This window comes from Paenibacillus sp. FSL H3-0286, from assembly GCF_045040705.1.
Lineage (GTDB): Bacteria > Bacillota > Bacilli > Paenibacillales > Paenibacillaceae > Paenibacillus_AQ > Paenibacillus_AQ odorifer.
The window spans coordinates 4,318,783-4,332,612 of sequence record NZ_CP150285.1; the positions used below are offsets into that span (position 1 = coordinate 4,318,783).

Below are 13,830 nucleotides of genomic sequence, written 5' to 3' on the forward strand. Positions count from 1 at the left end.
TTTATTCGTCCCCCTTGATTAAAGCCTCGTCCGAAATCGACTGTACCAGCGCATTTGCCATAATAATCCCAGCGCTTTTTGGAGCTACAATGCCAGGGAGTCCTGGAGCCAGCATCGCCTTAATCCCACGTTTCTCAGCATAACGAAAGTCACAGCCGCCTGGTGCAGATGCCAGATCAATAATTACGCAATGCGGCGCAAGCCGCGAGAGCACCTGCGCGGTGATGATCATACTTGGTATCGTGTTAAATATAAGATCCACATCCGGTACGTGAAGCAGCAGCTCATTGGTCATAAAAGGCTTCCAGCCCATTTCCTCAGCACGTGCATAATGTTCTTGTTTTCTGACACCAACCTTTACACTGGCCCCCAGTCCCTGTAGACTTCGAGCCATTGTAAATCCAGTTCTACCTAAACCCAGCACCATTGACTTCGAGCTGTGAATTGTAAAATCCGTGTTCTGAATGGCCATTACCAGCGCTCCCTCCGCTGTCGGGATAGAGTTGTAAATAGCCACATCATCACGATTAAGCAGTTCGATTAACTTCAGTGAGTGCTTGGTACACATCCCGCGCAAGTAACTTTTAGCCATACCGGTATACACTAAACAATCGGATGGCAGCGCAGTGAAATGCTCCTCCAGAATCGTTAAACGCTCAGAAGAAAATAGAGCACTAATATTTCCTTCATCATCACAGCCTACCGTAGGCAACACTAATACATCTGCATTACTCAGCAGCTCTACCGTCAATTGTTCCAGGCTCACCCCTGGGCTAGGGGTCTCCCACTTATCGAACCCGGCAGCGCTTACCGTCGCATCCAATTCCACACATTTCCGAATCACTTCAAGCTGTCTCGCGTCCCCGCCCAGGAACACGATCCTGACGCCAGTAAGCATAGGGATGACGCTCCTTTCAACATACACTATCGACTATAAAGCATCTTATGCTGGGCATAGTTAATGGGTGAAGAGCGGAAATGAAATCCCCGGCACGCATGGCTGATGATGAACTAATGGGTTACGGGTTACGGCTGATGAGTTAAGGACCTAGATGCAACTATTTGTGTATTTTTTGCCTTTTAGGAGGAGTTTCGGACTGGAGAGCTCTTATTCGATGTAAACAGGCTCGATATCAGGTGTTTTTGATCAAATAGTGACACTGGGGTCCGAAAACAGCCGAATTAAGCAGAATTGTTATAAATAAGAGCACTGGGGTCCGATAGGGGCTTCGTCTTTAATTTGACGGTAGGGTTAGAGTAGTGGCAGAGCGCCAATGAAAATGCTGAGTTTATTCGATGGGGAAGTCGGGGTTAGTTGTATAACAATCGAAGAATTAAAACTTTGGATAATTAACTCTGCATATCAAAAAAAGCTCACGAATCATACCTTGGGCATGAATTCGTAAGCTTTTTAAATGAATTGTAACAACAATCTTACTTGCCAGTATGGCCAAAGCCTCCGGCTCCGCGTTGAGTTTCGGACAACTCTTCCACTTCCACCAAATTAACCACTGGAACGGCTTGAAATACCATTTGGGCAATCCGCTCATTGCGAGCGATAGCAAAAGGCTCCTGCCCCAGATTGATCAAGAGCACTTTGATCTCTCCGCGGTAATCAGCGTCTATAGTTCCAGGTGTATTCAAGCAGGTAATCCCGTGCTTCAAGGCCAGTCCACTACGCGGACGGATCTGCGCTTCAAGCCCCTCTGGCATAGCCAGTGAAATCCCTGTTGGAATTAATGCCCGCTCTCCTGGTGCAAGTACAATTTCACCCGCAACGGCAGCATAAAGATCATAACCGGAAGCTTGCTCCGACATTTTACAAGGAAGATTTACATCCTCGTTTCCAGCAAGTTTATTGATTTGTACGTAATAAGACAAGATCATCTCTCCTAACATTTGCAATAGCTTTATCTGATGAGCCTACCATCGCTAAAGAAAGCGGCTCCGCGAACATATGGTCCAGCACACTGTTGATATTGTCCATCGTCACTAGCTGAATTTTGGCGATCATATCGTCCAATGTATTATGTCTTCCGAGCATAAGTTCATTTTTTCCGATACGGTTCATTCGGCTGCTAGTGCTTTCGAGACTAAGGATGAGGCTGCCTTTAAGCTGCTCCTTACCTTTTCTCAGCTCATCTTCACTGAGGCCGTTGGTAGCAAGTTCGTACATCATTTCCTTGATTAACTCCATGACATCCTTTGTTTGCTTGGGCGCTGTTCCAGCATAGACCGTAAACAGACCAGAATCTGCCTGGGAGCTGTGATAGGAATACACCGAATAAGCTAATCCGCGCTTTTCACGAATTTCCTGGAACATGCGGGAGCTCATCCCTCCGCCTACGGCATTATTAATCAGCACCATAGCATACTGCAGGGGATCGCCAGAACGGACACCTGGTAAGGAAAGACAGATGTGATTCTGCTCTGTTTTCTTGCGGTGAAATAAGAGCTCTCCATAGTAATCTGGTGGAGTCAGCGGCGCACTTGTACCATGATTATCAAAAGAACCAAAATGCTGTTCCAGCAGTTCAATCAATCCATCACTGATGTTGCCGGCAACGCTTATAACCGTATTCTCAATCGTGTATTGTTCCTTCATATACGCCCGAAGATCATCCGGCTTCATCTCCATTAGCCGTTCCTTCAAGCCGAGGATGGAATACGCAAGCGGATGGTCCTTGTAGGCAGCAGCACACATCAAATCATGCACAAGATCATCCGGCGTGTCCTCGCACATGGAAATTTCCTCAAGGATGACATTCTTTTCTTTCTCCAGCTCTTCAGCGTCCATCCGTGAACGGAAGAACATATCCGCTAACACATCTATAGCGATAGGCAGATGCTCATCCAATACTTTAGCATAATAACATGTATATTCCTTTGAGGTAAACGCATTTACATTGCCGCCGATGGCGTCAAACTGCTCAGCAATATCCTTGGCGCTGTACCGATCCGTACCTTTAAAAAGCATATGTTCTACAAAATGGGATATCCCGTTGTTTCCAGGATGTTCATTCCGAGAGCCTGTCTTTACCCAGATTCCGAAAGAAACGGACCGGCCGGTCGGGATTTTCTCCATTACCACTCGTAAACCATTGGATAACACTATTTTTTCCACTTCAAGTCCTCCTGGCTAATAGCCATGTTCTATCTAATTTAATTACACGTGCCTATAATCCTACCAGAAATACATCTCTCACTCAACATTAGAGGGGATTAGCCGCTCTGCTGAGAGTGTTTGACTAACTGTGCCTAGCTGTAACCCTTTTGCTTTGATTCCACGTATCATGGCCTTCAGAGCTTTGGAGGATGCGGCTGTGGGATGCATTAGGACTAGAGTGCCGGGTTCCGCTTTGCTTGTGATTTTGGCAACCACAGATTCAGGAGACGGATTTCGCCAATCTACGGTATCTACGGTCCATAGTACGGTTTTGAGCCCTAAGCTGCCTGCAATTTCTACCGTCTCCTGATCGAAATCACCAGAAGGGGGGGCGAACCATTTATTAGTGACTCCAAGCGATTCCTTTAACAGCTTTTGTGTCTTCTCAATTTCTACAGTAGCTCGTGCACGACTTAAAGTACTCATATTAGGGTGGGTATAAGCGTGATTCTCCATCTCATGACCGCGTTTTAGCATTTCTTTAGCCAGTTCCGGGTTTTTACTCAGCCAGCTCCCATCCAGAAAAAACGTAACTTTAACGTTTTCTTCATCCAAAACATCCAACATTGGCACAATGTACTCATTTCCCCACGCCACATTAATCATCAGCGATACCATCGGCTTAGCCGGATTCCCACGATATATGGGTTCAGCCCCCAGTTGATTCAGGGATATCTGTGGTTCGATCTGCCGATACACAAATTTTATAGGTTCTTTTGGTGCCAAAAGAGCATTCCGATATGTACTCTCTACATCAATTTCAAGCCCGTTATAACCCGGAATCGCCTTCCATACCCGATCAACCACAGCATTCACTGGAGGGGCATTAAGCTTGGCTGCGGCGGTCTCAATCCGTGCCCGAAGATCATTGTTCTCCGCCTTAGAAATATCCTTCCACACAGCTAGGTCATCCTGCGGCTTCAATTGCGCAAGCATGTCCTTTACCGGTCCCTGAGTGCTGCCAATTCCTATCACGATCGCAATACAAGCAACCACTAAAGCCACTTTTTCCGTCTTCATGACGACTTCCTCCCCGGTAGAAACGACTTGTAGTCCGTTCCACACGAATACAAAGACACTTTGTCCCAATCTATGAGACAAGAGAGGAATTTATGTCATAAGAACAGAGGCCAGAGGCGTGATAGTGATGCACATTACTTTATTTCATATAAAAAAAGAGCCAGAACGCAATCGCTTCTGTCTCCTTTTATTATGCTATTAGGTACTTTAGAAAAGGTACCTCTACAATCGAAACTTAAGCTTTAGCTCCAGTTTCCGAAGTCAATACCGCTTTACGCGACAGGTTAACCCGGCCTTGTTGGTCGATTTCGGTAACTTTAACGGTAATTGTATCCCCGACAGCTACAACATCTTCAACCTTAGCTACGCGCTCAGTAGACAATTGGGAAATGTGTACCAATCCGTCTTTACCCGGAATTAGTTCAACAAATGCTCCAAATTTCTCAATACGTCTAACTGTACCCACATAGATTTCTCCAACTTGTACTTCACGCACAAGTCCTTCGATAATCGAACGCGCCTTTTGGATCATTTCTTCATCTGAAGAACCGATAAAGACACGGCCATCTTGTTCGATGTCGATTTTTACGCCGGTTTCTTCAATAATTTTATTGATAATCTTACCGCCAGCACCGATAACATCACGGATTTTGTCCGGATTGATGTTGATAATAATGATTTTTGGAGCATATTTGGACAGATTAGGTCTTGGCGCAGAGATCGCTTCATTCATTTTGTCCAAGATGAACAGACGGCCTTCTTTAGCCTGCTGAAGTGCATCCTGAAGAATTTTGCGATCGATACCGGCAATCTTAATGTCCATTTGAATAGCTGTAACACCTTCTGCTGTACCAGCTACCTTGAAGTCCATATCTCCGAGATGATCTTCCATACCTTGAATATCCGTCAGGATGGAGACATGCTCTCCGTCTTTGATCAGACCCATTGCTACTCCGGCTACAGGTGCTTTGATTGGCACACCAGCGTCCATCATAGCCAGAATGCTGGCACAGATACTTGCCTGGGAAGTAGAACCGTTAGATTCAATCGCTTCTGATACTAGACGAATCGTGTACGGGAATTCAGTTTCACTAGGAATAACCTTGGATAATGCACGTTCTCCAAGTGCTCCATGACCGATTTCACGGCGTCCTGGTGCTCTAAGCGGACGAGCTTCCCCTACGCTGAACGGCGGGAAGTTGTAATGGTGCATGAAACGTTTCGTTTCAGTAGGATCGATTCCGTCAAGAATTTGCACATCACCTAGTGCTCCAAGAGTACAAACGCTAAGGATTTGTGTTTGTCCACGTGTAAACAGACCGGAACCATGTGTACGAGGTAACAGACTTGTATCACATTCAATCGGACGGATTTCATCAAGTTTACGTCCATCTGGACGAACCTTATCATGTGTGATTAGACGTCTTACTTCATCCTTCACGATATCATGTAGGACTTCTTTAACATCTTTCAGAAGCTCCGGTGCTTCTATGTACTTCTCTACGAAATACGCAACCGCTTCATCATTAACGACATCAATCGCTTCCTGACGCGCATGTTTTTCAGCTATTTTAACGGCTTCCACCAGACGAGCCTCAGCAAATGCACGGACCTCAGTATTCACGTCAGCATTCACTGTATGCAGCTTCACAGCCATTTTTTCTTTACCAGCCACTTTAACCAGTTCTTCAATGGTTGCAACGATCTTGCGGATTTCATCATGACCGAACATAATCGCTTCGAGCATCACATCTTCCGTCACTTCGTTCGCTTCTGCTTCAACCATCATGATTGCATCCTTCGTTCCAGCAACCACCACATAAACATCACTGATTGCTTGCTGAGACATATCCGGATTGATCACAAACTCTCCATTAATCCGACCTACAGCAACGCCGCCGATGGGTCCATCAAAAGGCACATCGGAAATACTAAGTGCAGCTGAAGTACCGATCATAGCAGCAATATCTGGTGCGCAGTCCTGATCCACACTCATTACCATGTTCAATACCTGAACATCGTTACGGAATCCTTCAGGGAATAGTGGTCTGATTGGACGGTCTGTCAAACGGCTTGACAGAATCGCTTTCTCACTCGGTCTACCTTCCCGTTTAATAAATCCGCCAGGAATTTTACCTACCGCATATAATCTTTCCTCATAGTTAACTGTAAGCGGGAAAAAATCCAGATCCTTAGGCTCTTTTGAAGCCGTAACGGTACATAATACCGAAGTATCCCCGTAACGCACCATAACGGCTGCGTTTGCTTGTTTAGCCAGGCGGCCCGTTTCCAGCACAAGGCGTCTTCCACCCAGCTGCATTTCTACACGTTTTTCCATAAATACCTCCTTGAATAGTAGTAGACCCGCAGTCTAAAATAGCAGGTTCACATATCGATCTAAATGAATTGGAAAGGCTTGTCCCAAAGGAGGCTGCCTATTCTGTATGCATATAAGAAGAAACGGCTGGGCCTTACTGAAAAGTAAAGTCGCCGTTTTTGCGAATAATCTCATCGATCCTAATATTAAGTTTTCCCTAAATTTTCAAAAAGCAACCCAGCTGTCCCGCTGTCGCTCCGAGAAGGACATACGGTATACAACCAGGCTGCTTTAAGAGTAATCTTATGGAAAATTAACGACGCAATCCCAGTCTTTCGATCAGGGCGCTGTAACGTCTGATGTCTTTGTTTTTCAAATACGCCAGAAGTTTACGACGTTGTCCAACCATTTTCAACAATCCACGACGGGAGTGATGATCTTTCTTGTGCGTACGCAAGTGGTCAGTCAAATTAACGATGTTCTCCGTTAGGATAGCAACTTGCACCTCAGGGGATCCAGTATCGGATTCGTGAGTTTTGTGCTCGTCGATCAATTGATGTTTACGTTCTTGAGTTAATGCCATCCTGTTCACCTCCTTCAATATAATCGCCACTAGCCTCGTCACCGTCGGTGAGAACGTGCAACCAAGCTAAGGTTATGATGCTGTAAGCCAGCAACGTTACTTAGTATAGCATCTCCATTAACAAAAGTAAACGGCTTGTCCGGGATGACTATAAATTATACTCCAGAATCTTCTTCGCGGTTTCTGCATCCTCGCCAATCTGAGTAATCAATGCTCCAATGGAGTCAAACTTCCGTTCTGGACGAATGTAAGCTACCAATTCTACCTTAAGCTCTTGATCATACAGGTCACCCTCGAAGTCAAAAAGATGAACCTCAAAGCTCGGAGTTAACACACCCTCATGAAAGGTTGGTTTAACACCCACATTCATAACCCCGTACAGAACTTTATCCTTATAAAAGACTCGGACCGCATATACACCTTTGGTCGGAATGACAAAATGATCACTGAGCTTCAAATTGGCAGTTGGAAAACCAATTGTGCGGCCTCTCTTCTCACCATGCCCCACTTCACCACGCAGATGATAGCAACGTCCGAACCAGGAGTTTGCCAGCCCCAGATCTCCATTTTGGAGACTTTTACGAATGCCGGAGCTGCTAACCTTTTCACCTTCAAGCAGAAAAGGAGGAGCAACTTCCACATTCATAACACCTTCACCCAGTTTGCGAAGCATCTCAACATCGCCTTCACCTTGGTAGCCAAAGCGAAAGTCAAAGCCAACAACTGCAGTAACAATATGTAGCGGCAAAAGCATAACAGAGACAAAATTCTGTGGACTAACCCGGGAAAGCTGCTCATTAAATTCAACAACATACAGGATATCGACACCCATGCTGGCAAGAATCTCTTGCTTTTCAAAGGGTGGCGTCAAGTACCCTTCATAATCTCCCTTACCCATAACATCTTTGGGATGAGGATGAAATGTAAGGACTGCAGCCGGCACACCTTGTTTACGGGCTAAGGCTACAGCGGATGTAATGACGCTGGCATGTCCACGATGCAGGCCGTCAAACTGCCCTAGAGCAGCCACTTGAGGTTGTGCCCATTCGGCAGCAGTCTCCGGCGACATCGGATAGGTTAACGTTACGGTTCTCACGCTGTTTCTCACCTACAATTCACTTGGTAAAATTGATTTAAGCTTGTGCAAACACCTTTACTGGGGCAATAGCACCTGTCTCTTCCAACTCATAAATGCCAAGAAACAATCCCTGAAGATCGTATAGCCGAATTTGACCTGTTGTCTTCACTTCTGGAGCAATGAACCGCGAAGACAAACGTTGCCCTTGCAGTGCTGCCTTCTTCTTCTCATCCATAACGGTATGCTTAGGCAAATGCGAAATTGCCTCATCAGCAGCGATTAAATGATCTTCCAATGTTCCGGCTTCCTTGTGCGCGGCAATATCCTCAAGGGATAAACAATGGCTGGCAGAAATTCCTGCCGACATTGTTCTCTCCAGCTTCACCATTACACCCGGCAGTCCAAGCGCACGACCGATATCTACACAAAGTGTACGAATATACGTGCCTTTGGAGCATAATACCCGGAAAGTGATGTCGGGATGATTACCTTCCCAAGTCATATCCGTCATTTCGATTTCATAAATCTCTACTTCGCGACTTTTCCGTTCAACGGTTTTGCCTTCTCTAGCCAATTCATAAAGACGTTTGCCGTCGACTTTCACCGCAGAGTACATGGGAGGAACCTGAGAAATTACGCCTTTGAAAGAGGCAAGCACTGCAAGAATCTCTTCCTCAGTTACATGAACCTCATCAACAGTTTCCGTAATGGTTCCAGTTAAGTCTTCAGTATCACTGGACATCCCCAGTCTCAGTGTTGCCACATATTCTTTGGGCAGCTCCTGAATATACTCCACAACGCGAGTCGCACGTCCCAGACAAAGCGGCAATACACCAGTCACTTGGGGATCTAGTGTCCCCGTATGACCAATTCGTTTCATGCCGAGAATCCGACGTGCCTTGGCTACAACATCATGTGAAGTGAAGCCTGCCGGTTTATAAACCGCCAGAACACCTTCTAATTCACTCATAAATGACGTCTTACCTCCTCAAGCACCTGAGCTATTGCCTCTTCAAGCGTAGCTTCTATACGCGCACCTGCAGCACGGGTATGACCGCCGCCTCCAAACGTTTGCGCCAATGCAGCCACGTCAACTTTACCGGCAGAACGCAGGCTAACCTTGACCGCATGTTCGTGAATAACTTTAAAAAGAATGCCTACTTCCACGCCCCGAATATTACGAGGGTAGTTTACGATTCCTTCCAAATCTTCATTAGCAGCAGCACATTCGATCATATGCTCGGGTGTAACATATAGCCAGGCAATATCTCCTTCAGGAGATAATTCCAGCGTATTTAAGGCTTTATTTAATATTTTAACCTGTGGCAGCGTCATTTCTTCAAGCAATGTCTCAGCGAGTTCAGGACCGTTAACCCCAAGGGATAATAGCTCAGATACAGCTGCCATTACTTTTGGTGATGTGTTGGTATAACGAAAACCACCGGTATCTGTTAACAGACCCGTATATATAGCTGTGGCGATATCAATATCCCATTCGATCTCGAATGTCTTCAGCAGGTCGAACAAAATTTCCGCTGTCGCAGCTGAATCCGGTTTGATTAAATTAACGAATCCATAACCGTTATTTGTTGGATGGTGATCAATATTCAGGATAAGAGCCTCATTCGCAAAATAGCGATTTGTCAGCCCTACTCGCTGAAAATCCGCACAATCCACACAGATGACGTTGCTGTATTGACGGGGCGGTTCACTAGAGGCCATATTGATGATTTCATCCGAATGCCATAGGTATTCCATTCGCTTCGGGATTGGTCCTTCATTCAGCATAGTGTATTTTTTGCCCAGACATGAGAGAAGCCAGCCCACCGCAAGGGTGGAGCTGACTGCATCTCCGTCCGGCTGAACATGCGACACTACAAGGTAATCGTCGTGTTCCAGCAGAAACTCACGGGTCTGCTGGAGACTTTGTTCATAGCTCTGCATTCGCCGTCTCCTTTTTAAAGGTTGTTCAAAATAGCATAACGCTATTTTGAACCCCACTTTAATCACTTATTTCTAATCGTTCTTATGAAGCTCTCCAAGAAGCTTCTCAATATGACTGCCATAAGCGACAGATTCGTCGAACTTGAAGATCAGCTCCGGTGTATGCCGAAGGCGAATGGCCTTGCCAAGCTCTGAGCGAAGAAAACCATTGGCTTTCTCAATCGCTTTAAGCGAGTCTGACTTCTGCTCTTCATCCCCGAACACGCTTAGGTATACCTTGGCTTGCGATAGATCGTTAGTCACGTCTACGCCAGTTACAGTTACAAAACCGATTCGAGGGTCTTTCAGACCGCTTTGGATAAGTTGACTAAGCTCTTTCTTGATCTGCTCGCCCACTCGTCCTGCTCTAATTTTAGACATCTATATTCACCTCTTCGCTTAGCGCTCTACAGTTTCCATAAGAAACGCTTCGATAATGTCGCCCTCTTGGACGTCATTATAGCGTTCCAAAGTTATGCCACATTCATAACCTTGCGCCACTTCTTTGGCATCATCTTTGAAACGTTTCAAAGTATCAACCTTACCTGTGAACACTACGATTCCGCTACGGATCAAGCGCATTTCAGCATTACGGGTAATTTTACCGGAAGTAACCATACATCCTGCAATGGTACCCACTTTGCTGATTTTGAACACGCTGCGAACTTCGGCGTGACCGATAACATTCTCTTTATAGATAGGATCGAGCATACCTTTCATGGCACTTTCGATTTCTTCAATTACATTGTAGATAATGTTGTGCAGACGAACATCTACTTTTTCTTGCTCAGCAGCTGCTTTGGTCTGTGCGTCTGGACGAACGTTAAAGCCGATAACGATAGCATTCGATGCTGCTGCAAGCGTAATATCGGATTCAGTAATCGCACCAGCACCGCTGTGAATGATCTTCACGCGCACGCCTTCCACTTCGATCTTAGCCAAAGATCCTTTAAGCGCCTCGACTGAACCTTGTACGTCAGCTTTGATAATCACGTTAAGGTCTTTGATCTCGCCATCTTTAATGTGCTGGAACAGATCATCCAAAGTTACACGGGTGTTCGTATTCAGCTCAGATTGACGTTGGGAAGTAGAACGTCTATCAGCAATCGCACGCGCTTTACGCTCGTCTTCAAAAGCCATAAACGGATCGCCAGCTTGTGGCACCTCAGTCAAACCAGTAATTTCTACTGGAGTAGATGGTCCAGCTTCTTTGATCTTACGACCTTTATCATTGACCATCGCACGTACACGTCCGAAGCAGTTACCTGCTACAAAGGCATCGCCGACTTTCAACGTACCGTTCTGAACGAGTATACGAGCAACTGGTCCACGGGATTTATCAAGCTCAGCTTCTATAACAGTACCGCGTGCCCGTTTGTCAGGGTTCGCTTTGTACTCATTAACTTCAGCTACGAGCAGGATCATTTCCAGCAGTTCTTCCAAGTTAATACGTTGTTTCGCAGAGAGGTTAACGAAGATGGTATCTCCGCCCCACTCTTCAGGAACAAGTTCATAACTTGTAAGCTCTTGCTTCACCTTATCAGGATCTGCACCCGGTTTGTCGATTTTATTAACAGCGACAATAATCGGAAGTCCAGCAGCCTTAGCGTGTGCAATAGCTTCAACGGTCTGAGGCATAACACCGTCATCAGCAGCTACTACGATAATTGTCATATCCGTAACCTGTGCACCACGAGCACGCATAGCAGTAAATGCTTCGTGACCAGGTGTATCAAGGAACGTGATTTTCTTTTGGTTGATTTCGACTTGATAAGCACCGATGTGCTGAGTGATTCCGCCGGCTTCGCCTAGCGTCACATTGGTCGAACGAATAGCATCAAGTAGTGTAGTTTTACCATGGTCAACGTGACCCATAATAGTAACTACTGGAGGACGAGTCTGAAGATCCTCTTCATTGTCATTCTCTTCCACTGTTTCGAAGCTGTCCTCGTCAACAGGAATCTTCACTTCTACTTCTACGCCAAATTCAGCAGCGAGTAGCAAAATGGTGTCGATATCAAGTTCTTGGTTGATGGTAGCCATAACACCCATCGAAATCAGCTTTTTGATTACTTCAGAAGCATCCTTGTGAAGCAATTTCGCTGTTTCACCAACGGTCATGCTGCCACGAACGATGATTTTCTTAGGTGTGTTATCGATCTTCTCGCGGTGTACCATTGGCTGGTTCTTGCCACGGCCATTCTTACCACCACGACCGCGGTAGTTACCACCTTTACCATCATCGAAACGTCTTTGATTATTATTCGGTCTGCCACCAGTTGTGTTCTTTTTAGGACCTCTGTCATCACCGCGTGTGAAACCTCCGCCTGTGCCAGATTGACCTTGTGGACGGCTGTCAGTGCGTGGTGCACTGCTTTGTCCTTGCGGACGGCTGCCACTTGTGTTGCTGCCTTGTGGACGGCTTCCACCAGTGTTGCTGCCTTGTGGGCGGCTACCACCAGTATTGCTGCCTTGCGGACGGCTGCCACCGGTATTGCTACCTTGTGGACGGTTGCCGCCAGTATTACTGCTTTGCGGACGGCTGCCACCGGTATTGCTACCTTGTGGGCGATTGCCGCCAGTAGTGCTGCCTTGCGGGCGGCTGCTGCTAGTACTGCTAGTACTGTTAGTACGTGGAGCACCGCTTTGTTGCGGACGTGCATTCTGCGTTGAACCTGTTTGTGTTCTGCGGGAATCTTGTCCGCTTTGGGGCCTTGGGGACGTCGTCGATTGGTTGTTGTTTTGGTTACTGTTCATACCTACCTGCTTTTCCTGTTGATTTTTGTTGGCATTCTGAGCACTTTGAGGTTCGGCTGTTACCGCACCGGTTGTTACCGGCCGGCTGCTGGTGCCGGTATCCCGCTTGGCTGCAGCGTTTGATTTGATATCCTTAAAGAACTGTTCAACTTTGTTCACGGATCCATTCTCCATGACACTCATATGATTATTCACAGGGACATTCAAACGCTTCAGAATAGTAATAATTTCTTTACTGCTCATGTTTAGTGACTTGGCGTATTCGTACACGCGCAATTTATCTTTGTTCTCTTCTTTAGTCAATAAATCCACCTCCGACAGTATCTCCGAGTTGCTTGGAGATCATTTCCGCGAATCCTTTATCCGTAATGGCCAGTACTACACGCTGGTCTTTACCAATACTTGCACCGAGTTCATCCCGGTGAAATGCGATTACTAGTGGAATATCGTAAGTTCCGCATTTATCACGGAACTTTTTTTGGGTATTATCTGAAGCGTCACCTGCCAGAACGACCAGCTTCGCCTCTGAAGACCGTACAGCTTTGAGTACAGCCTCGTCACCGGTGACTATCTTGCCTGCTCTCATGGCAAGCCCTAAATAAGAAAGCGCCTTACTCATTATCCTCACTATCCTTTGCTGCTAGAAACTGCTCTTCCACGGAAGTAAACTCCCGGGCTAGCTGGGCGTAGATTTCAGGACTCACTTGACATTTCAATGCACGGTCAAGTGCTTTGTTCTTTTGTGCCAGCTGAAAGCATTCAAGCTTGCCGCATATGTAAGCACCACGGCCTGACTTCTTGCCCGTCAGATCAATCAGCACTTCACCTTCAGGCGTTCTTACCACACGAATCAGCTCTTTTTTAGGCATCATCTCTTGGGTAGCAACGCATTTACGCAGCGGCACCTTTTTTTGTTTCATAACAAA

At 46.2% G+C, this 13,830-nt stretch carries 13 protein-coding genes; all 13 read right to left on the reverse strand.

Annotated elements, in window-relative coordinates; translation table 11 throughout:
* Position 1 precedes the first annotated feature (1 nt).
* On the reverse strand, positions 2-898 hold the full coding sequence (gene dpsA / locus MHB37_RS19360) for a dipicolinate synthase subunit DpsA (RefSeq protein WP_076127855.1): 897 nt from the start codon (positions 896-898) through the stop codon (positions 2-4).
* 536 nt (positions 899-1,434) lie between these two features.
* Positions 1,435-1,881, reverse strand: a complete 447-nt coding sequence (dut, locus tag MHB37_RS19365; protein WP_172628834.1) for a dUTP diphosphatase — start codon at positions 1,879-1,881, stop codon at positions 1,435-1,437.
* Positions 1,856-3,124, reverse strand: a complete 1,269-nt coding sequence (locus MHB37_RS19370) for a pitrilysin family protein (RefSeq protein ID WP_076190912.1) — start codon at positions 3,122-3,124, stop codon at positions 1,856-1,858. The genes dut and MHB37_RS19370 overlap by 26 nt, the downstream gene beginning before the upstream one ends.
* Positions 3,125-3,202: 78 nt before the next feature.
* Entirely contained in the window at positions 3,203-4,186 is a 984-nt protein-coding gene (locus tag MHB37_RS19375; protein ID WP_076182607.1) for a polysaccharide deacetylase family protein, read from the reverse strand.
* A gap of 235 nt (positions 4,187-4,421) precedes the next feature.
* Positions 4,422-6,524: a polyribonucleotide nucleotidyltransferase gene (gene pnp, locus MHB37_RS19380; RefSeq protein ID WP_076127850.1), complete on the reverse strand. Its 2,103-nt coding sequence runs from the start codon at positions 6,522-6,524 to the stop codon at positions 4,422-4,424.
* A 292-nt stretch (positions 6,525-6,816) separates the two neighbouring features.
* Positions 6,817-7,086: a 30S ribosomal protein S15 gene (rpsO, locus tag MHB37_RS19385; RefSeq protein WP_036656390.1), complete on the reverse strand. Its 270-nt coding sequence runs from the start codon at positions 7,084-7,086 to the stop codon at positions 6,817-6,819.
* Between the two features lie 148 nt (positions 7,087-7,234).
* Positions 7,235-8,182: a bifunctional riboflavin kinase/FAD synthetase gene (locus MHB37_RS19390; protein WP_076127848.1), complete on the reverse strand. Its 948-nt coding sequence runs from the start codon at positions 8,180-8,182 to the stop codon at positions 7,235-7,237.
* Between the two features lie 37 nt (positions 8,183-8,219).
* On the reverse strand, positions 8,220-9,134 hold the full coding sequence (truB, locus tag MHB37_RS19395) for a tRNA pseudouridine(55) synthase TruB (RefSeq protein ID WP_076127847.1): 915 nt from the start codon (positions 9,132-9,134) through the stop codon (positions 8,220-8,222).
* Entirely contained in the window at positions 9,131-10,108 is a 978-nt protein-coding gene (locus tag MHB37_RS19400; protein ID WP_405168381.1) for a bifunctional oligoribonuclease/PAP phosphatase NrnA, read from the reverse strand. Before MHB37_RS19400 ends, truB begins: the two co-directional genes overlap by 4 nt.
* 72 nt (positions 10,109-10,180) lie before the next feature.
* Positions 10,181-10,528, reverse strand: coding sequence for a 30S ribosome-binding factor RbfA (rbfA, locus tag MHB37_RS19405; protein WP_076127845.1), 348 nt, complete (start codon positions 10,526-10,528; stop codon positions 10,181-10,183).
* An 18-nt stretch (positions 10,529-10,546) separates the two neighbouring features.
* A complete protein-coding gene (gene infB, locus MHB37_RS19410) occupies positions 10,547-13,207 on the reverse strand; it encodes a translation initiation factor IF-2 (RefSeq protein ID WP_076127844.1) in 2,661 nt (886 codons plus the stop codon).
* Complete coding sequence (locus tag MHB37_RS19415) at positions 13,200-13,523, reverse strand: YlxQ family RNA-binding protein (protein ID WP_036688466.1); 324 nt, start codon at positions 13,521-13,523, stop codon at positions 13,200-13,202. The genes infB and MHB37_RS19415 overlap by 8 nt, the downstream gene beginning before the upstream one ends.
* Positions 13,516-13,824: an RNase P modulator RnpM gene (gene rnpM, locus MHB37_RS19420; RefSeq protein ID WP_036688467.1), complete on the reverse strand. Its 309-nt coding sequence runs from the start codon at positions 13,822-13,824 to the stop codon at positions 13,516-13,518. The genes MHB37_RS19415 and rnpM overlap by 8 nt, the downstream gene beginning before the upstream one ends.
* Positions 13,825-13,830: the final 6 nt, after the last annotated feature.

Excerpts from the sequence above, each read along its gene's own strand:
- dpsA (WP_076127855.1), bottom strand. The coding sequence starts at position 898 with ATGCTTACTGGCGTCAGGATCGTGTTCCTGGGCGGGGACGCGAGACAG.
- MHB37_RS19375 (WP_076182607.1), bottom strand. The coding sequence starts at position 4,186 with ATGAAGACGGAAAAAGTGGCTTTAGTGGTTGCTTGTATTGCGATCGTG.
- pnp (WP_076127850.1), bottom strand. The coding sequence starts at position 6,524 with ATGGAAAAACGTGTAGAAATGCAGCTGGGTGGAAGACGCCTTGTGCTG.
- rpsO (WP_036656390.1), bottom strand. The coding sequence starts at position 7,086 with ATGGCATTAACTCAAGAACGTAAACATCAATTGATCGACGAGCACAAA.
- truB (WP_076127847.1), bottom strand. The coding sequence starts at position 9,134 with ATGAGTGAATTAGAAGGTGTTCTGGCGGTTTATAAACCGGCAGGCTTC.
- MHB37_RS19400 (WP_405168381.1), bottom strand. The coding sequence starts at position 10,108 with ATGCAGAGCTATGAACAAAGTCTCCAGCAGACCCGTGAGTTTCTGCTG.
- rbfA (WP_076127845.1), bottom strand. The coding sequence starts at position 10,528 with ATGTCTAAAATTAGAGCAGGACGAGTGGGCGAGCAGATCAAGAAAGAG.
- MHB37_RS19415 (WP_036688466.1), bottom strand. The coding sequence starts at position 13,523 with ATGAGTAAGGCGCTTTCTTATTTAGGGCTTGCCATGAGAGCAGGCAAG.
- rnpM (WP_036688467.1), bottom strand. The coding sequence starts at position 13,824 with ATGAAACAAAAAAAGGTGCCGCTGCGTAAATGCGTTGCTACCCAAGAG.